Annotated in this window: 22 protein-coding genes and 1 pseudogene; 14 read left to right on the top strand and 9 right to left on the bottom strand. The window is 58.4% G+C overall.

From position 1 onward, the window contains the following. Nucleotides 1-71 precede the first annotated feature (71 nt). The 5 genes from glf (at nucleotide 72) to ACR9ZQ_RS02780 (ending at nucleotide 9565) form a co-directional block, all read left to right on the top strand. A complete protein-coding gene (gene glf, locus ACR9ZQ_RS02800; RefSeq protein WP_481426800.1) occupies nucleotides 72-2426 on the top strand; it encodes a UDP-galactopyranose mutase in 2355 nt (784 codons plus the stop codon). Then, nucleotides 2419-5661, top strand: coding sequence for a glycosyltransferase (locus ACR9ZQ_RS02795; RefSeq protein WP_481426799.1), 3243 nt, complete (start codon nucleotides 2419-2421; stop codon nucleotides 5659-5661). Before glf ends, ACR9ZQ_RS02795 begins: the two co-directional genes overlap by 8 nt. After that, a complete protein-coding gene (locus ACR9ZQ_RS02790; RefSeq protein WP_481426798.1) occupies nucleotides 5658-7958 on the top strand; it encodes a glycosyltransferase family 4 protein in 2301 nt (766 codons plus the stop codon). Before ACR9ZQ_RS02795 ends, ACR9ZQ_RS02790 begins: the two co-directional genes overlap by 4 nt. 406 nt (nucleotides 7959-8364) lie before the next feature. After that, nucleotides 8365-8994: a hypothetical protein gene (locus tag ACR9ZQ_RS02785; RefSeq protein WP_481426797.1), complete on the top strand. Its 630-nt coding sequence runs from the start codon at nucleotides 8365-8367 to the stop codon at nucleotides 8992-8994. A gap of 394 nt (nucleotides 8995-9388) precedes the next feature. After that, nucleotides 9389-9565, top strand: coding sequence for a hypothetical protein (locus ACR9ZQ_RS02780; protein ID WP_481426796.1), 177 nt, complete (start codon nucleotides 9389-9391; stop codon nucleotides 9563-9565). A gap of 211 nt (nucleotides 9566-9776) precedes the next feature. Here ACR9ZQ_RS02780 and ACR9ZQ_RS02775 read toward each other — a convergent pair whose 3' ends face one another. Together ACR9ZQ_RS02775 and ACR9ZQ_RS02770 are read right to left on the bottom strand one after the other, a co-directional pair. Beyond that, on the bottom strand, nucleotides 9777-10058 hold the full coding sequence (locus tag ACR9ZQ_RS02775; RefSeq protein WP_481426795.1) for a hypothetical protein: 282 nt from the start codon (nucleotides 10056-10058) through the stop codon (nucleotides 9777-9779). A 190-nt stretch (nucleotides 10059-10248) separates the two neighbouring features. Continuing rightward, nucleotides 10249-10521 (bottom strand): hypothetical protein, encoded by a 273-nt coding sequence (locus ACR9ZQ_RS02770; RefSeq protein WP_481426794.1) that lies wholly within the window; start codon nucleotides 10519-10521, stop codon nucleotides 10249-10251. A gap of 274 nt (nucleotides 10522-10795) precedes the next feature. On the opposite strand from ACR9ZQ_RS02770, the gene ACR9ZQ_RS02765 reads away from it, so the two are divergent. After that, the gene (locus tag ACR9ZQ_RS02765; protein ID WP_481426793.1) at nucleotides 10796-11167 is read left to right on the top strand and encodes a low affinity iron permease family protein; all 372 of its coding nucleotides are present in this window, start codon (nucleotides 10796-10798) and stop codon (nucleotides 11165-11167) included. A 244-nt stretch (nucleotides 11168-11411) separates the two neighbouring features. Here ACR9ZQ_RS02765 and ACR9ZQ_RS02760 read toward each other — a convergent pair whose 3' ends face one another. Further along, complete coding sequence (locus ACR9ZQ_RS02760) at nucleotides 11412-11597, bottom strand: hypothetical protein (protein ID WP_481426792.1); 186 nt, start codon at nucleotides 11595-11597, stop codon at nucleotides 11412-11414. 509 nt (nucleotides 11598-12106) lie between these two features. On the opposite strand from ACR9ZQ_RS02760, the gene ACR9ZQ_RS02755 reads away from it, so the two are divergent. Together ACR9ZQ_RS02755 and ACR9ZQ_RS02750 are read left to right on the top strand one after the other, a co-directional pair. After that, nucleotides 12107-12340: a hypothetical protein gene (locus tag ACR9ZQ_RS02755; RefSeq protein WP_481426791.1), complete on the top strand. Its 234-nt coding sequence runs from the start codon at nucleotides 12107-12109 to the stop codon at nucleotides 12338-12340. 83 nt (nucleotides 12341-12423) lie between these two features. Further along, entirely contained in the window at nucleotides 12424-12651 is a 228-nt protein-coding gene (locus ACR9ZQ_RS02750) for a hypothetical protein (RefSeq protein ID WP_481426790.1), read from the top strand. A gap of 243 nt (nucleotides 12652-12894) precedes the next feature. On the opposite strand, the gene ACR9ZQ_RS02745 is transcribed toward ACR9ZQ_RS02750, so the two are convergent. Further along, nucleotides 12895-13377: a pyridoxamine 5'-phosphate oxidase family protein gene (locus ACR9ZQ_RS02745; RefSeq protein ID WP_405049802.1), complete on the bottom strand. Its 483-nt coding sequence runs from the start codon at nucleotides 13375-13377 to the stop codon at nucleotides 12895-12897. A 375-nt stretch (nucleotides 13378-13752) separates the two neighbouring features. Here ACR9ZQ_RS02745 and ACR9ZQ_RS02740 point away from each other — a divergent pair, with 375 nt between their 5' ends. After that, on the top strand, nucleotides 13753-14193 hold the full coding sequence (locus tag ACR9ZQ_RS02740) for a hypothetical protein (RefSeq protein ID WP_481426789.1): 441 nt from the start codon (nucleotides 13753-13755) through the stop codon (nucleotides 14191-14193). Nucleotides 14194-14515: 322 nt separating this feature from the next. Beyond that, entirely contained in the window at nucleotides 14516-14692 is a 177-nt protein-coding gene (locus tag ACR9ZQ_RS02735; protein ID WP_310390460.1) for a hypothetical protein, read from the top strand. Between the two features lie 164 nt (nucleotides 14693-14856). Here ACR9ZQ_RS02735 and ACR9ZQ_RS02730 read toward each other — a convergent pair whose 3' ends face one another. Next, nucleotides 14857-15924 carry an AI-2E family transporter gene (locus ACR9ZQ_RS02730; RefSeq protein WP_113322046.1) on the bottom strand — a complete coding sequence of 356 codons (1068 nt, stop codon included), beginning with the start codon at nucleotides 15922-15924 and terminating at the stop codon, nucleotides 14857-14859. Nucleotides 15925-16332: 408 nt separating this feature from the next. Between ACR9ZQ_RS02730 and ACR9ZQ_RS02725 the strand changes: the two genes are divergently transcribed. From ACR9ZQ_RS02725 to ACR9ZQ_RS02715, 3 genes and pseudogenes are all read left to right on the top strand, one after another. Then, complete coding sequence (locus tag ACR9ZQ_RS02725; RefSeq protein WP_037062590.1) at nucleotides 16333-16542, top strand: cold-shock protein; 210 nt, start codon at nucleotides 16333-16335, stop codon at nucleotides 16540-16542. Between the two features lie 132 nt (nucleotides 16543-16674). Continuing rightward, on the top strand, nucleotides 16675-16899 hold the full coding sequence (locus tag ACR9ZQ_RS02720) for a hypothetical protein (protein ID WP_481426788.1): 225 nt from the start codon (nucleotides 16675-16677) through the stop codon (nucleotides 16897-16899). 581 nt (nucleotides 16900-17480) lie between these two features. After that, nucleotides 17481-17728, top strand: a pseudogene (locus tag ACR9ZQ_RS02715) (TraM recognition domain-containing protein); the annotation flags it as partial. Between the two features lie 57 nt (nucleotides 17729-17785). On the opposite strand, the gene ACR9ZQ_RS02710 reads toward ACR9ZQ_RS02715, so the two are convergent. The 4 genes from ACR9ZQ_RS02710 to ACR9ZQ_RS02695 all read right to left on the bottom strand — a co-directional run bounded on the left by ACR9ZQ_RS02710 (nucleotide 17786) and on the right by ACR9ZQ_RS02695 (nucleotide 19281). After that, the gene (locus ACR9ZQ_RS02710; RefSeq protein ID WP_481426787.1) at nucleotides 17786-18025 is read right to left on the bottom strand and encodes a hypothetical protein; all 240 of its coding nucleotides are present in this window, start codon (nucleotides 18023-18025) and stop codon (nucleotides 17786-17788) included. Between the two features lie 21 nt (nucleotides 18026-18046). Further along, the gene (locus tag ACR9ZQ_RS02705; protein ID WP_481426786.1) at nucleotides 18047-18403 is read right to left on the bottom strand and encodes a hypothetical protein; all 357 of its coding nucleotides are present in this window, start codon (nucleotides 18401-18403) and stop codon (nucleotides 18047-18049) included. Nucleotides 18404-18679: 276 nt separating this feature from the next. Beyond that, nucleotides 18680-19018 (bottom strand): hypothetical protein, encoded by a 339-nt coding sequence (locus ACR9ZQ_RS02700; RefSeq protein WP_113322049.1) that lies wholly within the window; start codon nucleotides 19016-19018, stop codon nucleotides 18680-18682. Between the two features lie 71 nt (nucleotides 19019-19089). Then, a complete protein-coding gene (locus ACR9ZQ_RS02695; protein ID WP_113186274.1) occupies nucleotides 19090-19281 on the bottom strand; it encodes a CsbD family protein in 192 nt (63 codons plus the stop codon). A gap of 277 nt (nucleotides 19282-19558) precedes the next feature. Here ACR9ZQ_RS02695 and dinB point away from each other — a divergent pair, with 277 nt between their 5' ends. Then, entirely contained in the window at nucleotides 19559-20647 is a 1089-nt protein-coding gene (gene dinB, locus ACR9ZQ_RS02690; RefSeq protein ID WP_113322073.1) for a DNA polymerase IV, read from the top strand. The last annotated feature ends 1162 nt before the right edge of the window (nucleotides 20648-21809 follow it).

Here is a 21809-nt window from a genome sequence, read left to right as displayed (position 1 = left end):
CGAATTAATCCGCGTCTTAGGAACTTTGACAGTTCACCGTTGTTGAGGATTTCACTGTCGCGAGGTTTTCGATGAACGTGCTGAACTCCTTCCCGCAAGCGTCCGCCACATCGCTACCGCCGGGTTCCCCTCTGATCTGCTTTTCTCATCTTCGGTGGGACTTCGTGCTGCAAAGACCTCAGCATCTGATGCAGCGCTTCTCCCGGCATCGGCAAGTATTCTTCTTCGAGGAATTCATTCCGACCGATCATCATCTGGCATATCTGGAAATTCATCCTTTCGAAGGGACGTCGGTCAAGGCGGTCCGGCCACGCATTCCGCACTGGTGGAGCGATGGCGAACGGCAAAAGGCCCTCGGGCGGCTGCTCGATGACCTCATAGCGCTGCATGGCGCAAAGCGGCCGATTCTCTGGTTCTACACGCCAATGATGTTTGCCTTTGCCCAACACGTCGATGCCGCTGCGGTGGTCTATGATTGCATGGACGAGCTTGCGAATTTCCGCTTCGCGCCGCCACATCTGAAGGAAATGGAAACGGCGCTGATGGCGCGAGCCGACGCCGTTTTCACGGGCGGCATCAGCCTCTACGAAGCGAAAAAGGATCGGCACGACAATATCCATGCCTTCCCCTCCAGCGTCGATACCAACCATTTCCAGACAGCCCGCACCACGCTTGCAGATCCAGCCGACCAAGCCGGAATTTCGCATCCACGCCTTGGCTATTACGGCGTCATCGACGAGCGGCTCGACCTCGACCTGATCCGGACAGCAGCTGCCGTCCGGCCGAACTATTCCTTCGTTTTCCTTGGGCCGATCGCAAAGATTTCCCCTTCCGATCTGCCAAAGGCAGCCAATATCCATTACCTCGGGCAGAAGAATTACGCCGACCTGCCCTCATACCTTTCGGGCTGGGAAGCAGCCCTCATGCCATTCGCACTAAACGAGGCGACCCGCTTCATCAGCCCCACCAAGACACCCGAATATCTCGCAGCCGGGCGGCCCGTCGTCAGCACCCGAATTGCGGATGTCGTGCGCACCTACGGCAATGCGCCGGGCGTGTTCTTCGCAGACGACAGCGACGATTTCGCGCGTTGCTGCGATGCCGCGCTTGGACTGGCAGGTTCGGGAAAGCCATGGCTTGAAGACGTGGATGCCCGGCTGGCGCGCTCGTCCTGGGATGCAACGTTCGACCACATGGCGCGTATCGTTGATCAGGCTGTGGGCGCAAGAACAATCCCTCTGTCTGCCAAGGAAAAATCCTATCGGCGTAGCGGCAGCATGTCGCTTCGCAAGCCTTACGACTATCTGATCGTTGGCGCTGGTTTTGCCGGATCGGTGTTGGCGGAGCGGCTGGCTGTCGACGGCCGCAGGGTCCTTGTCTGCGACCGACGCTCCCATATCGGCGGCAATGCCTACGACCATTGCGACGAGGCCGGGATCCGGGTCCACAAATACGGACCCCACATATTCCATACCAACAGCGAGGATGTCTTCGCCTACCTATCGCGCTTCACTGGCTGGCGGCCCTACGAGCACCGCGTACTTGCCCAGCTCGGTGACCTCAGGCTCCCGATTCCGATTAACCGCACCACGCTCAATGCCCTTTACGGCCTCAACCTGTCAAACGACGTCGAAGCCGAACGCTTTCTGTCAACGCGCGCCGAACCCTGCGCAAAAGTCACCACCTCGAAGGACGTTGTGGTGTCGCAGGTCGGCCTCGAACTCTACCGTATCTTTTTTGAGGGCTATACGCGCAAGCAGTGGGGCCTCGATCCCTCCGAGCTTGATCGCTCCGTCACCGCGCGCATTCCGACCCGCACGAATGAGGATGATCGCTATTTCCTTGACAGGTTCCAGGCCATGCCGCTCGACGGTTACACCCGGATGTTCGAACGGATACTGGACCACGAAAACATCACCGTCATGGTCGATACGGATTTCAAGGAATTGCGCCGGCAAGGTGTGGCGAACCATGTGATCTTCACCGGGCCGATCGACGAATATTTCGACTTTCGTCTCGGGCAGCTGCCCTATCGGAGCCTGAAGTTCCGGCACGAAACGCATGACATGCGGCGCATGCTGCCGGCTGGCGTGATCAACTTCCCTTCGGAAGACGTGCCCTACACCCGCGTGACTGAATATAAACATCTGACCGGTCAGGTCCACCCCAAAACCAGTATCAGCTATGAATACGCCTGTGCAGACGGCGACCCCTATTATCCGATCCCTCGCCCCGAAAACCAGGCTCTCTACAGGCAGTACGAAGCCCTCGCACGCGCGCGAAGTGACGTAACCTTCGTCGGCAGACTCGGCACCTATAAATACTACAATATGGACCAGGTCGTCGGCCAGGCGCTCGCGACCCATCGACGCCTGCAGAAACTGCATGGGCTGACCGACATCATGGTAAATACCAAGCTTGACTAGGAAACCCCGCATCGTACTGGCGACCGACAGTCTTGATCCCTCCGGGATGGGCGAACACATGCTCGCGCTCGGCCGCGCACTTTCCCAGGAAGTTGACGTCGTTCTGGCGCTTCTATCTGAAGACCGTTCACGTCTGCTTCCTCGTGCCGCCCGTCTAGGCCTTGGCGTCAAGCTTGCGGCCGACGGTCAAGAGTTTGCAAGTTGGCTCAGCCAGGGCAACATCGACCTCCTGCACGTGCATGCGGGAATCGGTTGGGAAGGACATCAACTGGGAGACGCTGCAGCGCGGGCCGGTGTCCCGGCCATTCGGACTGAACATCTCCCCTACCTTCTTACGGATAGCGAGCAGCAGGAGCAGTACAGGCTGCACACGCAGACTATCGCCCACCATATTGTGGTCTCCGAAGCCTCGCGACTAAGCTTCAGCGAGCACGTTCCCTCCCATCGGTTAACCCTGGTGCGCAACGGCGTTTTCGCATTGGAACCTGTCGCGACAGTGGGCACGCTGCGGCAAGACCTGGATCTCCAGGGCAAGATAGTCCTCGTGATGGTGGGTCGGTTTGCCGCGCAGAAGGATCATGCCACGCTGCTGCGGGCCATGCCTGAAATAGTCCGGGTCTTTCCTCGCCTGCGCCTGCTGCTCGTCGGGTCTGGCGAGGAACGCTTGGCGATGGAGGAGCTTGCAGGCGAGCTTGGTGTTTCAGGTCATGTCCGTTTCTTGGGCCAGCGTGCTGATGTCGCCGATATCCTCGCCGCAAGCGATCTCTTCGTCCTGCCGTCATTGTTCGAGGGCCTGCCGCTTGCCGTTCTGGAGGCGATGTCGCTGGGTCTGCCCGTGGCTGCAACCCGGATCGGCGGTACCGTGGAGGCGCTGGGCGAAGACCACCCGTTTTTTGCGGAGCCTCAAAACCCCGCCTCACTTGCCGCCACCATCGTCGATGCCCTCTCCGATCGGGAGAGGCTGGCGCGTGTCGCAAGGTCCGCGCGCAACCGCTTCGAGACTGACTTTTCCGCCCATCGAATGGCCGCAGAGACGATGGCGGTCTACGACCGCTTCATCTCTCGACCCGCCACGCATCAGCAAAAGGATTCATCCATGCAAAAGACGCGCCTTGGCTTTATCGGCGTTGGGGGTATAGCGCAGCGCCACCTCGACATCATCTCCGCCTTCGATGACGTGGAGCTTGTCGGTTTTGCGGATCCTGACCTTAGTCGCGCCGACCAGGCGGCAACGCGCTTCGGAGCGAGGTCGTTTGCCAATCACCGTGAGATGCTGGATGCCGTCAGGCCGGATGCTGTCTGTATCTGCGTGCCGCCCTTCGCCCATGGCGAGCCGGAGCGCGATCTCATCGAGCGGAGCATTCCCTTCTTCGTCGAAAAACCGGTATCGCTTGAACTTAAGACTGCAGAGGAAATTTCCGCAGCCGTGACGGCCAAGGGCCTCGTCACCAGCGTTGGCTATCATTGGCGTTACCTCGATATCGTCGATGAGGCACGTAGCCTTCTCAAAGACAACCCTGCACAGCTACTGTCCGGCTACTGGCTCGATTCGACACCGCCGCCACAATGGTGGTGGAGAAAAGACAAATCCGGCGGTCAGATGGTCGAACAGACAACCCACCTCCTCGATCTCGTCCGGTTCCTGGTCGGTGAGGTTACGGAAGTCTATGGGCGCGCGGGCCACAAGGCGAGACCTGAATTTCCCGGTCTCGATGTGCCGACGGTGACAACCGCCAGCCTGACCTTTGAATCCGGCGTCGTCGCAAATATTGCATCCACATGCCTTCTCGGCTGGAACCACCGGGTCGGACTTCACATCTTTGCCGATCGGCTCGCGATCGAACTGACCGATCGCGAAATTATGGTGGATGTCGGACGCGGACGCCCGGTGCGCGGAGCCGACGGCGATCCTGTCTGGCGAGAGGATCGCGACTTCATCGATGCGGTTCGCGGCGGCGAGAATCGTATTCGCTGCCCCTACGGTGAAGCGCTGGCTACGCACCGGCTCGCGCTTGCAGTCATGTCTTCGGCGCAAGCGGGTGAGCCGGTGCGCCTCAATCCGCCGCAAAGCCGGCAGCCGGAGCCGGCACCGCTTCGGCTACAGCCGCGCCCGGAAGCACCGCCGCCGGGACTGGCGCCCGGCCATCGCATCATTCGCTCGCTGGGCGTTGAGGCGCCCGGCCTACCCTATTTCCTTGAATATGAGGAAGGCCCTCCCGGAGACGGACAGGTTCGGCTCGATACGCTCTACACCGGCTTTTCGGCAGGAACGGAACTCACGTTCTTGAAAAACACCAATCCCTATTTTCGCTCGCGCTTCGACGGGGAGCGCGGTGTCTTCGTCGAGAACGAACCGGACCTGCATTATCCAGTGCCGTTCCTCGGCTATATGGAAGTCGCCCGCGTATCGGAATCGCGCGCCAACGGTTTTAGACAAGGCGACATCGTCGCCACCACCTATGCTCACAAGTCGGGACACACCGCGGACCCGTTCCACGATCTTCTCGTACCCCTTCCGGCCGCCATCGACCCGCTGCTCGGCGTCCTTGTTGCCCAGATGGGACCGATTGCTGCCAACGGCATCCTCCATGCCGATGCCGAATTCTTCGGCTCTCATGTTCCTTTCCTGGGCGCCGGCGTGAAAGATCGGCCAGTCGTGGTGATCGGCGCCGGTACTGTCGGCCTGATGACGGCGCTTTTTGCCAGATCGCTCGGCGCTTCCGAGATTATCATCTCCGACCCATCGGAGTTCCGCCGCGCCAAAGCCGAGGCGATGGGCCTCACCGCGATGACCGAGGACCGGGCCTGGCAGCACGCCAAGGCCCGCTGGCATGTCGGCGGCATGGGACGAGGGGCTGATCTCGCGTTTCAGACCCGCGCCCATTCCGGCAGCCTGCATACGGCGTTGAAAGCGCTAAGGCCGCAAGGGACCGTCATCGACCTCGCCTTCTATCAAGGCGGCGCCGACGAGCTGCGGCTCGGCGAGGAGTTTCACCATAACGGCCTCAATATTCGCTGTGCACAGATCAATCGGGTACCGCGCGGCCTGGGACATCTCTGGAACCGAAGCAGGCTAGCGCTCGCTACTATAGATCTCCTGCGGTCTCATGGCGACACGATCCGAAAGCACATGATCACCCATGTCGTGCCGATTGAGGATGCACCCGCATTCCTGACCGACCTGGTCGAAAACCGCCCGGAATTCCTGCAGGTCGTATTCAAGGTGGGCGAATGATATCAGAGCCTGCACCTATCCGTATCCTGTTCGTCTTCGCCTGGCTGGTGGTCGGCGGCGAAGAGACAGAAGTGCGGCTCCTGGCCGAACACCTCGATCCCCGCGTCTACCGGATCGATGTCGTTGCCTGTTTTCACAAGGCCGGAATGCCCGAGCAGACGCATGAGCAACTTCGTGCGCTCGGCGTTGATGTCGATACGAAGCCTTACGCGCTTTCATTCGAAGACACCGTCGACTATTTGGCCGGCAAGATTGCTGGCTATGACATCGTGATATCCTGCCAAAACGTCGCCGACGTCTATCCGGCGCTCGAGCGATTGCATCTCCGCCCGCCGCTCATCGAGCATGGCGGCTTGGTTGCGGAGGCACTGGCAGGACCGAAGCACCTGACCAGCCGCTACGTCGGCGTCTGCCGCTCCATCCGCGAGGCGGCCGCCTCTCGTATGCCTGGACGCGAGGACCACGCCTTGGAAATACCGTCCATGGTCGACCTGGCGACGTTCGACCCGCAAATCCGTACCGCAATGAGGGCTCGGCTTGGTATGACTGCCGACAACATCTTGATCGGTTGGGTCGGCCGCCTGGATCCGAAGAAGAATGTTGAGGATTTCATTGAAGCAGCCGCCCTCGTGGCTGAACAAAACGAGCGAGCCCGCTTCCTCGTGATCGGCGGCCCTGACGCCTTCATGCCGCAATATGCTCAGCGACTGAAGGACCTCTCGCGCCGGCTGCACCTTGAAAGCAAGCTGCAGTTCTTGGGCGACCGCAAGGATATTCCCGACCTTCTATCGTCACTCGACATCTTCGTCTGGCTGTCGCGCGGCGAGGGCATGCCGCACGTCATCGCGGAAGCCGGTGCCGCCGCCCTGCCCGTGATCGCGACGGCGGACAATGGCGCCTGTGAACAGATCGAAGACGGGATATCCGGCATTTTTGTCCCCTTTAACGATGCGATGGACGTGGCCGGAAAGATCCGTCAGCTGATCGACAACGAGGATCTTCGGCGCATGCTTGGTCTTGCCCTGCGCCGCAAAGTCGAAACCAGCTATTGCGTCGAAGCGGTCGTGCCGCAATGGCAGCGATTGTTTGCCGAGGTTCTTGCCGAGCGAAGGTCGGCGGGCCCGACCGGTATTTTCCAATCGTTCTTGATGGGCGGCTTCGAATGCTCAACCCATCGGCTGCGCCGGCGTGACGAAGACCATTTGGGCCGCCGCCTCGACATGATTGCCGCGATCGGGCACGACCGCTGGACCGCGCAGGACTACCGCCAGCTTGGCGGTTTCGGCATCCGCACGGTGCGCGATGGCTTCCGCTGGCACTTGATCGACAAAGCCGGGAGCTACGAGTGGTCGAGCATCCTTCCGATGCTCGACGCGGCCCGCCAAACCGGGACACAGGTCATCTGGGACCTCTTGCATTACGGCTGGCCGGACGATGTCGATATCTGGACTGCGCGTTTCGTCGATCGCTTTGCGGCCTTTGCCAGCGCCTGTGCAAGGATCGTGCGGGAGCGCTCTGACGAAATCCCCCTCTACTGCCCCGTCAACGAGATATCGTTCTTCTCGTGGGGTGGTGGTGATGCCGGATATCTCAACCCCTTCGCTAATGGCCGAGGGTTCGAGCTCAAAGTTCAACTGGCCCGTGCCGCAATCGCTGCCATGGAGGCGATCCTTTGCGTGGACCCCCGCGCCCGTTTCGTTCATTGCGATCCGGTCATCAATGTCGTCATGGACCCGTCACGGCCGTGGGACGCCGGCGTTGCCGAAGGCCACCGGCAATCGCAGTTCCAGGGCTGGGACCTGATTTCCGGGCGGTTATGGCCTCAGATCGGTGGAAACGAACGCTATCTCGATATCGTCGGCGTCAACTACTACTTCAACAATCAGTGGATACACGCTGGACCGCCAATCGATATCGGCCACCCGCTCTACAAGCCTCTCGGCCGAATTCTTTTTGAAACCTACGCGCGCTACGGTAAGCCGATCGTGATCGCCGAGACTGGTATTGAGGGCGACCGGCGCGCGTCGTGGTTTCGCTACGTGGCCGCCGAGGCGAAGGCCGCCATGCAGGTCGGCGTTCCACTAGAGGGGATATGTCTCTATCCGATCGTCAACCATCCCGGATGGGATGACGATCGCAGCTGTCAGAACGGACTGTTGTCCGCCAACATGTCGGCGTCCGGCCGATCTGTCGATCCCGGTCTAGCATCAGCGATCCTCACTGAGTCGATCGTCTTCCCGCTTCCTCAGGTCGCCACGCGATGCTCGCCGGTCAGACAGGATCGGTCGTCAGGGTGAAGCTTTCGCAACGGGGCGCGGGCGCCCGCGAAAGCGGATATCCCCGTCGTAGCCAGATGACAAACTCGTAGATCTCCTGGGCGACTGTCTTATCAGAAACGGCGCCCCTTAGCTAAAGCAAGCACGCCGCTGAGCATGCGCGAGCCGGATTTCAACGGAGATGAGCCGTTGTAGCGAGAAGACATATTCGCAACCCGTAACCTGATTGTCGGAATATCGTGTCGTCGAAATCCCATATTGGCGATCACGCCTCCCGGAGCAACCGGCATGGTCACGCCGCATGCCCTCGAGTCATTGCTTCCGGGTGCAGGACCGAAGGTGGCTCTCCCCGGTCCGCCGCGCCTGGGCTCATTCTCCTCAGCATGCTGTCGTTGACTTGGAGCCCTGGTGATCCCATTTAGGCGCCATGCCGAAACACGAAAAGAACGATGTCGAGCTGGTTAGGACCTGGGTGCTGCCGCCAGCAGCGACCTTAGGGTCTTCCATCCGCGCAAAGGGAATTCTCCTCGAGCTACGTGCACGACTCCCGCTCGTTTCGAAGATGTCGCTCGATGTCGATGGAGGAGAACTCACGCTATCGATGCCTGCAAGTGCCAAGGCAGAATTCCATGCCGTGGCATCCATTGTCGCTAGTGCGCTGGAAGACATTGAAAGCCTGCCTGTCATTCCGCGCGAGATCCAGGATATCCTCACGATCAAGGCGAGCGAACGACACCGTTGGCTTGCAGACGGCCGCTTGGCAAGTGCGGGAACGCGTACCGTGAGGCTAAACGGGCGCGCAAGGAGGATCACTTTCCATGTCTTCGATCCGAGGTTCGTCGAGGACATTCTTGACAGGGGTGTGGTCGACGAGTGGCGAGAAGAGGATGCGCTCGCTGCTGCCGAAAATCGTCGGAAGGCGCGATACAAGGCGGAGCTGACGCGATCCCTGAGAAAAGCTGGCATGGCTTCGAAGACAACCGAACGGCATCCCGATGATCCCGCGACGAAACTGCATGGCTGGGAGGAGTTCGACGTCGAGGGCCTTCTTCGGTGAACTCAACCGTGCTGTTGCCTGGACCATCAGGCGGTTTGAATTGAGGCTAATTAAAGTTTCGCCCTGGCCCTCCTATCGATTTCCAAGTCCTACGATATCGGGGCGGAGAAGCCGGCCTTGGCCTTTCGCGTGAATCCAGACTACCCGGCCGAATCCTGCCATAGGTTTTCCCGCAATGCACAGGAAGGTATGGAAAACGTATCGGTGGCATTGAGGATTGTCGACCTTCTGGCGCTCCCCGCGCGGGGCGGTCCTGAAGCTAGGGACGGACGTCGAACTTCAGGTCACGGGGCTGCGCAATCCGTGTGCGCAGACCGACAAGTTCCAGCCTGACCTTCTAGAAGCTGTCCTTGGCAAGGGGCCGGACGGCGAGCTCGTCCGGAAGAGCGGTATCATGACGATCGTGCTCAAGGGCGGCGGCGCTCCCGGCGACGCCATTTCCATCGCATTTCCGATGCCACCCTTGCTTCCCCTCGAAGTCCTCTCGCGAGCGCGTCTCTTCGAAGCATTTCCGGCATCGACGTTCGAATGCAAAGCGCGAGATATCACAGATGATCCAATTCACGGGTGATACTCATTTTCGGCGACCCGCGCGTGCTGCGCCTCGACAAACGTCCATTCTTCAACATGATTGAACTCGACGTCGCGCTGATCGGAACTGGAATGAGCTCGTCGATCATGACGACGAGACGTGGCACCGAAGAGACTTCATGATCGCCAGTTGACCTGCAGCGCGGGACCGATCCGCGTCTCCCCGACCGTCAATTGGCGAAAGGCAGGGATCAGTGGAGCGCTATCTTTGCACGCGTCCGGCTGGTGAACTGGTACACCATCATGATGCCCTGCTGGAGAAGTAGCTCGGCGGCGGCGAGGTCGCGCCGCCCGAGATCGCGCGACATGCCGCGGATAGTGTTCACGACGCACGTGGAGTTTTCGACGAAACGAACGTCGCCCTCTCCCCCGGCTTCCTCGGCAGACGCCTCCAATGCATCGGCGACAGTCTCGAGAAGGGTGGAACGTTCGACAAGCGTCATTTCTGTCAGGGGCTTCGATGTGACGTGCATGCTGATCTCCTCGTGCGGGCGACAAATGCGGCGCGGCTGATGGTGAAGTCTGCTAGCGGTAGCGCATAGATGGCTATCCATCGCGTGCGAAGCAAGTCATGGCTATCACGCGCGCAGCGCACCGCGGTCGTCGGTGCACTTGGTTATGAAAACAGCTCGGCCAGCTGTAGGCCGCGACTCGCCGGCGCAGTCAACTTCCAAAAAGGTTCTCATCCTGCCAGACCTCGGCGGCCACGCCACGATGAAGGTCGAGCTGCGGATGTAGCCCGCGTCGCGGTTGCGGTCCGCTCCATGCGGCAAGGCATTTCTCGCAGATCCCGCAGCCATCATCGTCCATGAACGATTGGAAACGGCCGCAACAGAGGCAGGCCCCAGGGCCATCAACCACGCGCTGATCGCGTTCGGGTGGAAGGATTTCGCCTTCGTGAGAAGCAATGAGTTCTGTCTTAAGATCGTCGTCCATCTCGGGCCTCCAGATCGAGGTTATATTTGAGATAGTGAGCTTCCCGCGGCGGACAAGAAGGCAACGCCGCGGCGGCTTGGGATGCGTGCCAAATGTCCAGATCGGCTTGCCCGAACACCCCCGGACGCACTCGAAATGACGACGAGATACCTTTAGACGCTGGCGCGAGCCTGCAGACGGAGAGTTGGGAACGGCATGGGAATGAGGCGCGCCGCACCGACCGGGGCGGAGAGCGACGTCGCCGTACTCCGCTCCTGGCGGAACCAGGTCGACGATGGCGCATTTTCCGGCAATGGCAGGACGATCAAGATTTCTTCGGATATCAGAGAAAGCCGTAACGCTTGCCGGGCATCGCCGCGGGCTTGCAGGAGCGGCGCTTTTGACGGCGTCTTGGTGCGTTTTCGGCATGGTCCTTCAGCTTCCTCAGGAGTGGTTCTTGCTGACGAACATGCTCGGAACCCTGATCACGCTATTTCTCCTGCTCCTGATGCAGCATTCTCAAAACCGAGACATGCGGGCGCTTCACACGAAGGCCGACGAACTTATTCGATCGACCGACAACGCCAAAAATCAAAGGATCGGTGCGGATCAACGGGAGACCGACAAAGTCGAGGAGATGGCAAGGGACCGCCAGATCGATGCTTGAGCATCGGCGCCTTGTTCGGCGCTGTCGCCGGCAACGCAGTCGACGCATTTCGGTCATGCTTGTCGGCCGCCAGCGTCATAATCAAGGGGATGGCCGCGCCCTGCCTCGGGGCTCGACCGCATTGCCAATCAGCCAATCTCATGAATGATCCTCGCTCGGGGCGCTGACCTGGCGCGAAAAAGGCCCGCGCTTGGCGGGCCAAGTCGCCCACGACACACACACGACGGGGTTGGAAAATGGTTGGCTAGCCCTGAGTGCCGGCTGAAGCCCTGTCGCGTTCAGGCAGGGCTCGCGCGACGCAGAAGTTCGTGCTGCGCCTCGACGCCGCTTCCTCCAAAAGTTTGGCGAAGTCTCCGAGTGTAACTCGGTCGGCACGAAGCACCTGGCAGATCAGCGGATCTTTCAAGACTTCGGTCGTCAGGTCTTCCATAGCAGCTCCCTTTTTATTAGGGACGTCTACTGTAGAATTGTAAAACTTAAATGTCGACAGCGTGGCTTCGCATGACGGACCTTCCGGCAAAGAAGATTCTAGTCGGACAACCAGTCGGGTAGCACGTCAGGGGTACCCCACTCTCGTGTGGCTGCGGATCCAGGAAAGGCATGGACTGTTGAGCGCGGCGGTGGTTCCCGTCGCGTAGCGGCGGATTTTCGAACGGCGCGCCAGAGACGGGCGTTAATTTCGATCGTCGAATGCCGGAAGCGTGTCACAGCTGCGTACATGACATGACAGCGCAAATCGCTACGGCATTGGCAGTGGCAGGGGCAGAGGTCATCCGATAGGACCTTAGTCCGATTGAAGACGGGAAGGTGAAACCTAATTTCGATTCCGCTGGTGCTGTAAGTGAGAAGGAGAAGGGTTTTTCAACCCGTACCTGAGCATCCTTCTCCCGATCACAGGAGATCATTGGTTTTACGATATGATGACGCCGATGTTCGCGGATGGAGAAGACGATGAATAAGCGTAAAATCGCCGACCGTGACCAGGCGATGACATCGGAAGACCTTGCTCTTTGCGCGCAAGTCCTGGAGGCCGTGAAAGCGGAATTCCAGCTTAGTGACAATGACGAGGAAATGTCGAGAAGTGCCGCAATCATCATCGAACTTTACCGACAGGGTATCCGAAACTTCGATCAGCTAAAGATCTTAGTTTTCGCTGCAAGAGGGAAAATCTAGAAATCGGCGGAGCACGGCATCCGGACCGAGCATTTCTCTCAAGGCATTCATGAAGGATCTCATCTTGGTGGTGGGGCCATGTCATGTCCGCCTATGATTTTGAACCCCGGAAAGGCGGTCCGAGCCCACGCCTGGATGCGACGAACCACGAGTTTTTTGAGAAGGAAGAATGCGTGCGGAGCGAGGTTCGGAATGCGGCCAAGACGTTATCGGAGGCGATAATCTCTGACCGGTGGGGTAAGCAGATCGCCGCCGGCTCCGCTTTGACCGAGCCACGGCAGAAAGATCGCTCAAGTCAAACCACCATGTAACTAGCGAGGACATAAATATTGCCAGGACGCGCAGGCCCCAGCCTGTCCGGAAGATCTTCGTTCCGTGCGAACCTTTCCGTTCCGCTATTCGCTCTTGCGCATCGATCGGCTTTTCGTCACCTATTCGTGCAAGCCGGACTCGGAGCCGTCGACCGGCCGGCGCGCATGACCTCCAATCCTCTGCCGTCCTGCGGCTGGTGGAGCAGGTGATAGAGAGCCGACAAAGCCGTTCACCGCTCGGGGTTACATCCTGACCTTTGCATTGTCGCCCATGTCCGGCTTAGCGCTGCTCATCGCGGCAGCCGCCATCTTGATGTAAGAGACGATGGTCCCCGGACTATCCCAGAACTCGGCATAGGACGGCGTCACCTTCAGCACACGAATCGACGGATCCTCGGCGTTGTCCCACCAGGCTTTCGCTGGCGTAGCCCAGAGATCCCGGATCCTTTCGCGGTCGCTCGAGACTTCCGCCTTTCCGGTTACCGATACATATTTCTGCCCCTTGCTGTCGGCAAAGGCGAGGCATACGTCCGGCTGCCGGGCGATTTCGTCGTCCTTGTGGCTGTCGACATCGGTCAGAAAATAGAAGCTGTTCTCAAGCCGCTCGACATAAGCTGACATCGGCCGGGCGCGAATATCGTCACCGGATTTCGTTACCAACATGCAAAAGCCGATCTTTTCGGCTAGGTCCCATACGCGCTCGCTGTCGTTTCCATCCTTGATCATCTCGATCTCCTTTTTCTGGCGCAAAGCACTTTCGGTTGGCGCATCAATGCCAAGCTGCACGCCTCATCGACGCCCACACAGGTTCAGCCCAACAACACAGAAGCGCAGCAGGAGTTCCCGAACGCTGCGACCTGACTATCGATGATCTTGTCGAACTCGCTTCAAGGCAGGATCCCTCCCGTGCCGAAGCAAAGCGCCAGCCTGAAGATATCCGGACACGCATGGCCACTGTCATGACAGCATTGCCTCTGGTCACCGCCTAGCCAGCCCAAACGACAATGCCGGCAGAGGCCGGAAAGCCCGCCGCATTTCATGCCTATCTTTCGCTTTCGAACCAAAAAACGTCAGCCGCGTTACCGCCCAAAGGAGATCACAATGCGTCTGATCATAGAAAGCGACTATGGCACGGTTTCGGGGGAGCATGCCGAGGAAAGCGAGCTCGACAGGGCGCATCAATTGGTCGACGAATTCCTCGTCTTCGTCAAGGAAAACGACGTCGGAAACGACATCATCGACGAGATCGAATTGCCAGTTCCCAAATCGCTCCTGGTGCCGGCCTTCTCAATGGTGATTGCGGCCGAACGGCGCCCCCCTATCAAGAGCCTCCTTATCAAGGCAGGCATGACGCTTGCACATTACCGGCCGGGTCTTGGACCCCGCATCCGGATACGGCCGGGCTTGCCGCGGTGGCGCCCCGAGCCGTCGATATCGAGACGCCTTGCCCAACGCCTTGAGCGGACGCTGCTCGCCGTGGCCGGGGAACGGGTTCGGCTCGCCGAAACCTACCTGCGCGCCACCCAGCGCTCATTCAACTGACGATCCGCGCCACGCTGCGCTCCTTCCAGATCTCAGAAGCCGAACGATCGCAATGATGTTCGACGATCGGCTAGAATGCTTCGGGGTGCAGTCCTGCACCGGCGGCACCTCGACCATCCCATGTCATGATCCTGGCGTACCACTTCCTCTTCGCGAATTGGCCTGGAGTGTACACGCCCGGGTGAAAGCGGGGCCTTTGGATGATGGCGCCGAATGCGGAAAACCCACCTGGACAAATATGTGCTACGACAGATCGGCGAGTATGGCCTGTCGATCATCAAATTCCCGGGTCGCGGATAGTCATTCTTCAAGGAGAGTTCAAGTGGCTTGGAAAACACGGAATATCGAATACGTGAACGGCTACAAGATTGTTGAAGTCGATGGACCCACCTTCAAAGTCTTCGATGGCGATCGGCAGATCGGTGATGATTTCCCCTACCCCGGCGAAGCGGCAGCTCACGCGAATTCTCTGCCAAGACTGAACCCTCCGCGAAGCTAGTCAGAGATCCCAAGACTTGAGTTTTTCAGTTCTCTCGACTGGGGCATTGAGCCTCAGCACTTAAAAGGGATCGGAACCCTCGCGGCCGCCTCCAAATTGCTAGATATTCGATTCACAGATGGAATTCTGAGCAAGCTGCAAAGTCCCGGGAGCTGACGGTACAATCATTCTTTAATCTTGGACTTTGCTCTTTCAGCGCTCTGCTGTTCGGCGAAAAGCGACCATGCCGCGATAAACAAGGCGGCAATCAAAGGGCCAATGACGAAGCCATTGATGCCGAACAGGGAGATGCCACCGACCGTCGAGATCAGCACGACGTAGTCGGGCAGCCGCGTTCCCTTGCCGACTAACGGCGGGCGCAGCAGATTGTCGATCAGCCCGATAACGAATATGCCGATGAGGACCAGGATCGATGCTTTCAGCCAGGCCCCCGTGAGGAGTAGCCAGATGGCGGCTGGAACCCATACGAGCGCCGCGCCAATTGCGGGCAGCATCGACAGGAACGTCATTGTCACACCCCACAGCAAGGCGGCCTCAATCCCCAGAGCCCAGAATGCCACGCCGCCGATCGTTCCCTGGACGATCGCGATGATGATGTTTCCCTTGACGGTGGCGCGAACGACAGCGGAAAACTTGTCGAGAAACTGCCGCGTATAGTCATCGCTCAACGGAATTGCATGTCGGATCTTGCCTCTGAGGTCCCCGCTATCCCTGAACAGGAAGAAGAGCAGATACAGCATGATGCCGAAGCTGATAAAGAACTGCAGCGTATTTTGACCAAAACTGAGCAGACCGCCGCCGACCGACCGGCTTGCCTGCACGACGCCGGAGGAGATATTCGCGCGCAGTTCCGAAAATCCACCGAGTTTCAGTGACGTCAGCCAGTTGTCGATGAAGCCGGGCAAGGCATTCTGGATCCGGACCAGATAACCATTGAGATCGATTTCGTTGCTGCTGATCCGTTGATACAGGCTGGTTCCTTCCTGGATAAGAGAACCGAGAATGATCATTGCCGGCACGATAACGAGGCATATGCACATCAACACCGTCAGCAGGGCGGCAATGCTGCGACGGCCCCCTAACAAACGCTCCAGTCGCTTGTGAACGGGAAAGAAGATGATCGCGAGGATGACGGCCCAGAAGACAGCGGAGTAATAGGGGATAAGCAGCCAGATGAACGCGATCGTCACAGCCGCCAGAAGGACGTAAAAGCTCGTACGCTGAATGGACATATCTGCCTTGTTCCCTGAACGGCCTCTTTTCCTACCAGCTATACAAAAGAATTGCACAAGATAGGTTCAACGGCGGAGCAACTCCCTAGTCCGCGGCAGCCTCCGCTTATTAGAAAGCATGCCGGCCATTCCCTCTGCAGTGTTCTAGCATGGCGCGGGGCAACGAAATTGCGGCTGGATGTAAAGGTCCGAATTGCAACCATATGAAGATTTCTCACTAATATGAAAACTAAAAGTTGACATTGTGCTGCACGTTGCCCATATAGCGACTATCGATATTTGCTTGCTGAGCTTTGGTTACTGCGCGATTGGCACCGCGCCCTGAACGAACCTTCCTTTCAAAAATCGCTATCACCATCTGCAGCGCTCCGGTGCTGTGGCCCCTCAATTGCTATGAAAGGGTTCATCATGACCACTGGCACAGTTAAATGGTTTAATTCCACCAAGGGTTTCGGCTTCATTCAGCCCGACAATGGCGGCGCCGATGCGTTCGTCCATATCTCGGCCGTCGAGCGCGCCGGCATGCGCGAAATCGTAGAAGGTCAGAAGATCGGCTACGAGCTGGAGCGCGACAATAAGTCGGGCAAGATGTCCGCCTGCAATCTGCAGGCTGCCTAACTCATCCGGTATCTGCTTTTCGTTGACCACGGATGTACTGGCACTGTTGAGAGCTGATACCAATCAGGGTCAGGCGTATAGCCTGGCCTTTTTTATTGCCGCCAACCCGGCGGCCCTCATCCGAAAATAGTTATGTCACAAACATATAGCAAGTCTCGCCAACAGGCTGAGACAGCCTTCAACCGCTCACAATCACAGTTTTTCGCACGCAACAACGCCGCCGAAGAGCTCAACTCCCTCGTTCGATCTCGACAGGAAAAGACTGTACGCCTTCGCGAAGCCCGTCTTGCAAAGGAAGTGCAGGATCGCGCAACAGCGACCGCATCCCTGCTAACCAAACGAGCGAAAACGGCCTGACAACTCTGTCTGAATAGGCAAGGCAGGCTTAAGGTCCTGGATCGGCTCCACGTAGGTGGCCGATTGAATACGCGAGGTTTGGTCGACACGTGTTTGCAACGGAACCGGAGAGGCTCGTCCGCCAGCAGTAGCAGACCATCGAAGAGCCAAGGAAGCGTATCTGAGCTTTCACGCGCTGAAAGGCGGGGAATTCGATTATCGACATAAGAGAAGCGTTCGCTCGAAATTTAGGCTGCTCCGACCGGCTGAGAACTTGCCCGAAAGCGAACCTCGACCGACCTACATCGATCGATAGGAGCAGAGCGTTTTACACCCTGACCATCGAACTGGTCGATCGTTTGGCCTCCATCTTGGCGGCTCAGTTGCCCAAAAAATCCTGGCAATCTGGTCACCAAACTCGAGCGGCTGAGGATGTCACGGCAGGACGGGAATCGGGACGATGATCACCGCTGGCGAGCGAGACTACCCCTCCGGACATCTAAACGCGGCCGCATTTGAGCAGCCCGTCGTCAAAAAGGGTGAGGTTTCAGCGAAACGAGCAATCGGTGGATCGCCGACCAATCGCGATCTGACAAGACCGCGTTGCGGATTTCCGGCCCTCGCTCTGGCCGATCGCCCAGGACATTCACAGACTGCTGGCCGCCTGTGCCAGCGCCCACATTCCTGCCGAACGCCGGTGTGCTGCAGGTCTTGGGCTTAAACAACAATGAGAGTTCAGAGGCGGTCTCCGGTCTGCTCGGCCAGGAGACGGTCGTCTTCAACACCGCGGCCCGTGCGCTCTATTCGGAGAAGTCCGGACCTTGCCGAACAGCATGTGGCGCGCCCTCTCCACAGGACGAGTTGGCAGCCTGCCCATGAAGCAGCGCTGAAATGCGATCGCTGTACCTCAGTCTTGGGTCAAATCACCAACTTCACCGAAGGCAGCCAGCAGTCTTGGCGAGCTCATATCACCCGTCTCGCTGTCGACCATCACGGAGTAGGCTCCAACACTGAGGGATCTGGCCGACATTGCAAAAGCGATCTTTTCCGCAGATGTCCCATTCGAAGCCTGTCGCATCTCGCCTGGGATCAAGCCAGCTCGATTGCGCTTGAAAGGAACCACAATGAATTTCTCGGCCAACGACATCGTTAATCCCTTATTGTCCATCTAGTTGATTGAGTTGAGCGCTTCGATTTGATCGTCCAGTTCACGCACGCGTTCCAAATATCGTGGTCGAAGCGGATGATCCTCTGTCAGGCTTTCGAGTTTTGACAGCGCAAGCTGACGCTGGTCTCTGAGGAGCTTCAACCGACTCATTGGGGCCTCGACTTTGTTGCTGCCGAGCCATAGCCGAAAATCGGCCGGAACGCCAATGGTGTTCTTTGTATGTTCCGACCTCCTGGCTCGCGTGGGTTCTTTCGAAGCATGGTCCTGCTCGGTGAGGCAGGAACCGTCAAGCAACGCGGCTTGCGCGGCGCGTCCATCTATGAGATTTCCCGACACGTCCGACGCCTTCATCGTCATGCCATAAATCCCTCGCAATCCAAGCCGCTAGAGGCCGGGGCCTTTGTCCTGCACCATAAGGTTAAAGGCCCGGGATCACCTCGTGCTGCGGTGCCGAAATTCGAGAAGATACCGCCAGCCTGAAGCGTGGGACATAACGGTCGATTTTACAATCAAGTTTCGAGAACGCGCCTCTGTCGATCGATTTCGCGGTTCTATCCCGCCTGCCCGAGACGGTCCGATCACATGACGACCCCTTGCCGCCGTCGGTTTCTGAGCTCCGGGGTCGCAGATGCACTACTGGGCGGTGAAGAACGTCAGCAGGACCTTACCCTTATCGCCGAGCAAGCACACGAACCTGTCCGGCTTTCCCGTCTTTTCCTTCCGGGCAATGTAGGCCTCTCCAAGAATGACGGTTTTAACGGCCACATCCTCGACTTTGGTATCAGACTTGCTGATGGCGAGGCTCTCCATATCCATGACAAGATCAGTGATCTCCGGCGAGCGCTCCCGAAGAGCGAGAAGGCCTGTGTTCTTGCAGGCATTGACTGCGGGATCCTCAACTGCCTGGGCAGACGCGTTTTCCGCAAGAAGGACGACAAGGACGGCGGTAACGGCGAGTGTTGAATATTTCATAAATGCATCTTTCTGAAAAAAGCCCGCGACCGGCGCGGGCTTGGTGCGGGAATGTGTATGCTCGAATGTGGCTATGCCCTGTCGACGACCTTTTTCACGGCATCCTTGGCGTCGCCCTTGGCGACCTGGGCCTTGCCCTTGGCCTCTTGCAGGGAACCCTTTGCCTGTTCCTCGTGATTATCAACGGCTTTACCGACGGCCTGCCGCGCCTTGCCGGCGACCTCGTTCGTCGTTCCCTTAATCTTGTCTGCTGTGCTTCCCATAACAGTCTCCTTCGTTTGACAGGAGCGAAAGCCCCGAAACCGTTATTCGTTCCACGCGTGAAAGCCCCAGGCGGTATATCTTCGCACGTCCAGAAGTTTTTGCCGCCGCATCCGATAGCGCCATCAGATAGACTGCCCGCTTCCAGTCGCTTGATGATGCGTGCAGCCGTTCAATGAAATGCTTGATATGGGAACGGAGCCTGCTATGTTCCCCTTCTGTTTCGGCATGGAACTCTCGATGAGCGCCGCCGATCCCATTGCGATCGCCGACGGCGCCATGAACGATATGAGCTCGACCCCAGTCCGAAAAATCATCCATGTTGACATGGATGCCTTTTATGCCTCGGTTGAGCAGCGCGATAATCCGGAACTGCGTGGCAAGCCGGTTGCCGTTGGCTATGCGGCGGTTCGCGGCGTTGTGGCGGCGGCAAGTTACGAGGCCCGAATTTACGGCGTTCACTCGGCCATGCCGTCGGTGACGGCGAGGCGCAAGTGTCCGGAGCTGATTTTCGTGCCGCCTCGCTTCGACGTTTATAAGTCCGTATCGCAGCAGATCCGTGAGATCTTTGCCGAATATACGTCTCTCATCGAGCCGCTCTCACTCGACGAAGCCTACCTCGATGTCACCGACAATCTCAAAGGCATGGAAATTGCGACCGAGATCGCGTCGGAGATCCGCTCAAAGATCAAGCAGCTCACCGGCCTCAATGCTTCTGCCGGGATTTCCTACAACAAGTTCCTCGCCAAGATGGCAAGCGACCTCAACAAGCCGAACGGCCAGGCCGTCATCACGCCGAAGAACGGTCCGGCCTTCGTCGAGCAACTCCCCGTCAAAAAATTCCACGGTGTCGGGCCGGCAACCGCTGAAAAGATGCATCGACTGGGAATCGAGACCGGCGCCGACCTCAAGCAGCAATCGCTCGAGCTTCTCACGGGGCATTTCGGGAAATCGGGACCGTATTTCTATGGGATCGCCCGTGGCATCGACAATCGCCAGGTAAAGCCTGACCGGGTGCGAAAATCCATCGGCGCGGAAGACACGTTTTCGCAGGACATCCATTCCTACGAACCTGCGCGCGAGGGGCTTCAGTCCCTGATCGAAAAGGTCTGGGGCTACTGCGAAGCCAATGAAATCGGGGCGAAGACCGTGACACTCAAGGTCAAATATGCCGACTTCACCCAGATCACGCGCAGCAAGACAGTTCCGGCAGCGCTGCCGGGGATTGCCGATCTTGAGGAGGTAGTCAGCCTGCTTCTCGCGCCAATCTTCCCGCCGAAAAAAGGGATCCGTCTGCTCGGCGTGTCGCTGTCTTCACTGGAACGGCGAGCAGCTCTCACGCAACCGCAGCTGCGGCTGGCGCTTTAGGCGGCGAGCCAGCTTCAAATCGCACTCACGGCGCGCAAAACAGCATCGCCTCGCGAATACGTTGAAGATGGCGCAACCGGGTGCTTCTGACTGCGGCCAGGTACCGAGTCAATCGACGCGATAAGATCTGGCACGACAGGGGGCCTCATCGCTGAAACTTCATCTTGCTCTCTTGGATCTGCAGCGGATAGTGCCGACGAAAGGCTGGCAAAATCCGCGCGGGAGGCATCCCAAGCGGCCGAGCAGCACGAGTGAAGCTCAAAGAACTTCATGATTGGTGGTAGACGCATTTCGGGCGCTCGACATCAAATCATCTATTTTAGAAATAGCTCACATAATGACTTTCGTTCGATCTTCTCCCATGATGCGATCGTGACTGCTTAATGACATCTCCAGCCTAATGAGACCCGCTTGTTTCCCCAAGCGGGTCTCTTCCTGTGTCGTCGCAGCACAGCGGACGCGAAACAAACTCCAGCTTTCAATGTTAAGCAGATGGGTTCGTACGACAAAGCAGACCCCGTCGGTCCCCAGCAGGCATCGAGCGGTCCGCCTTTTGCATCCTCAACTACCCGTTTTGGCGGATTTCTTTTTGGAGACGATTTCATCAACATGATCCAGAACACAAGCCAGCGGCGGCGCAATGGCGGTTGGCCCATGTCACGCGTTTTTCACGCGACAGTTTTTCCGCGGCATGCTTATTTTGCCTCGCCTTATGCATGTCGGGGACCGAGCGGGTGGGGCTCGCCTTTGTATCGAGTAACAGGCGGGCCCCAGCGCTCGAGCTGCCGTGGCCCGTCGAGGCGTTCGTCTGCCGCGAACGGCGAGCTTCTCAACATCAGCGAGAAAGACAGGCCTAAGCGGCTGTCGCGATCAAGATCTTCCCCTTTTGCTTGATGGCGGGGAGTGCACTGGCGGCGCGTTGACAACCTAATATTCCGGATGCAGACCGATGGCTTCGCCCCCTTGCGCCTCGCAATCCATGTCACAGGTAGCAACGGGGAAGTTCCCAAGCCCAAGGCTTAGGTGGGCCGGTAGAAAAGTTATTGAGCCAGCTGTTACTCCGTCTTCGCCTATTATCACTGTCTATCATCATGCGCTTGGTGCTGCGATTGATCCCGGGTGACAACCAGCGTGCGTTGGTTGCGCATTCCGAATTGCTCTT

Source organism: Rhizobium sp. KNZ14-9A (assembly GCF_056755015.1).
The sequence above is the reverse complement of the archived record's forward strand: the minus strand, read 5'-3'. Positions and strand labels throughout refer to the sequence as shown.

Coding starts and splice junctions, on each gene's coding strand:
- glf (WP_481426800.1), top strand. CDS start 72: ATGAACGTGCTGAACTCCTTCCCGCAAGCGTCCGCCACATCGCTACCG.
- ACR9ZQ_RS02695 (WP_113186274.1), bottom strand. CDS start 19,281: ATGGGAAGCACAGCAGACAAGATTAAGGGAACGACGAACGAGGTCGCC.
- ACR9ZQ_RS02790 (WP_481426798.1), top strand. CDS start 5,658: ATGATATCAGAGCCTGCACCTATCCGTATCCTGTTCGTCTTCGCCTGG.
- ACR9ZQ_RS02775 (WP_481426795.1), bottom strand. CDS start 10,058: ATGCACGTCACATCGAAGCCCCTGACAGAAATGACGCTTGTCGAACGT.
- ACR9ZQ_RS02780 (WP_481426796.1), top strand. CDS start 9,389: ATGACGATCGTGCTCAAGGGCGGCGGCGCTCCCGGCGACGCCATTTCC.
- ACR9ZQ_RS02720 (WP_481426788.1), top strand. CDS start 16,675: ATGTCACAAACATATAGCAAGTCTCGCCAACAGGCTGAGACAGCCTTC.
- ACR9ZQ_RS02705 (WP_481426786.1), bottom strand. CDS start 18,403: ATGACGATGAAGGCGTCGGACGTGTCGGGAAATCTCATAGATGGACGC.
- ACR9ZQ_RS02760 (WP_481426792.1), bottom strand. CDS start 11,597: ATGGAAGACCTGACGACCGAAGTCTTGAAAGATCCGCTGATCTGCCAG.
- ACR9ZQ_RS02785 (WP_481426797.1), top strand. CDS start 8,365: ATGCCGAAACACGAAAAGAACGATGTCGAGCTGGTTAGGACCTGGGTG.
- ACR9ZQ_RS02750 (WP_481426790.1), top strand. CDS start 12,424: ATGTCCGCCTATGATTTTGAACCCCGGAAAGGCGGTCCGAGCCCACGC.
- ACR9ZQ_RS02740 (WP_481426789.1), top strand. CDS start 13,753: ATGCGTCTGATCATAGAAAGCGACTATGGCACGGTTTCGGGGGAGCAT.
- ACR9ZQ_RS02770 (WP_481426794.1), bottom strand. CDS start 10,521: ATGGACGACGATCTTAAGACAGAACTCATTGCTTCTCACGAAGGCGAA.
- ACR9ZQ_RS02700 (WP_113322049.1), bottom strand. CDS start 19,018: ATGAAATATTCAACACTCGCCGTTACCGCCGTCCTTGTCGTCCTTCTT.
- ACR9ZQ_RS02710 (WP_481426787.1), bottom strand. CDS start 18,025: ATGTCGTTGGCCGAGAAATTCATTGTGGTTCCTTTCAAGCGCAATCGA.
- ACR9ZQ_RS02745 (WP_405049802.1), bottom strand. CDS start 13,377: ATGATCAAGGATGGAAACGACAGCGAGCGCGTATGGGACCTAGCCGAA.
- ACR9ZQ_RS02765 (WP_481426793.1), top strand. CDS start 10,796: ATGGCGCATTTTCCGGCAATGGCAGGACGATCAAGATTTCTTCGGATA.
- ACR9ZQ_RS02755 (WP_481426791.1), top strand. CDS start 12,107: ATGGAGAAGACGATGAATAAGCGTAAAATCGCCGACCGTGACCAGGCG.
- dinB (WP_113322073.1), top strand. CDS start 19,559: ATGAACGATATGAGCTCGACCCCAGTCCGAAAAATCATCCATGTTGAC.
- ACR9ZQ_RS02730 (WP_113322046.1), bottom strand. CDS start 15,924: ATGTCCATTCAGCGTACGAGCTTTTACGTCCTTCTGGCGGCTGTGACG.
- ACR9ZQ_RS02725 (WP_037062590.1), top strand. CDS start 16,333: ATGACCACTGGCACAGTTAAATGGTTTAATTCCACCAAGGGTTTCGGC.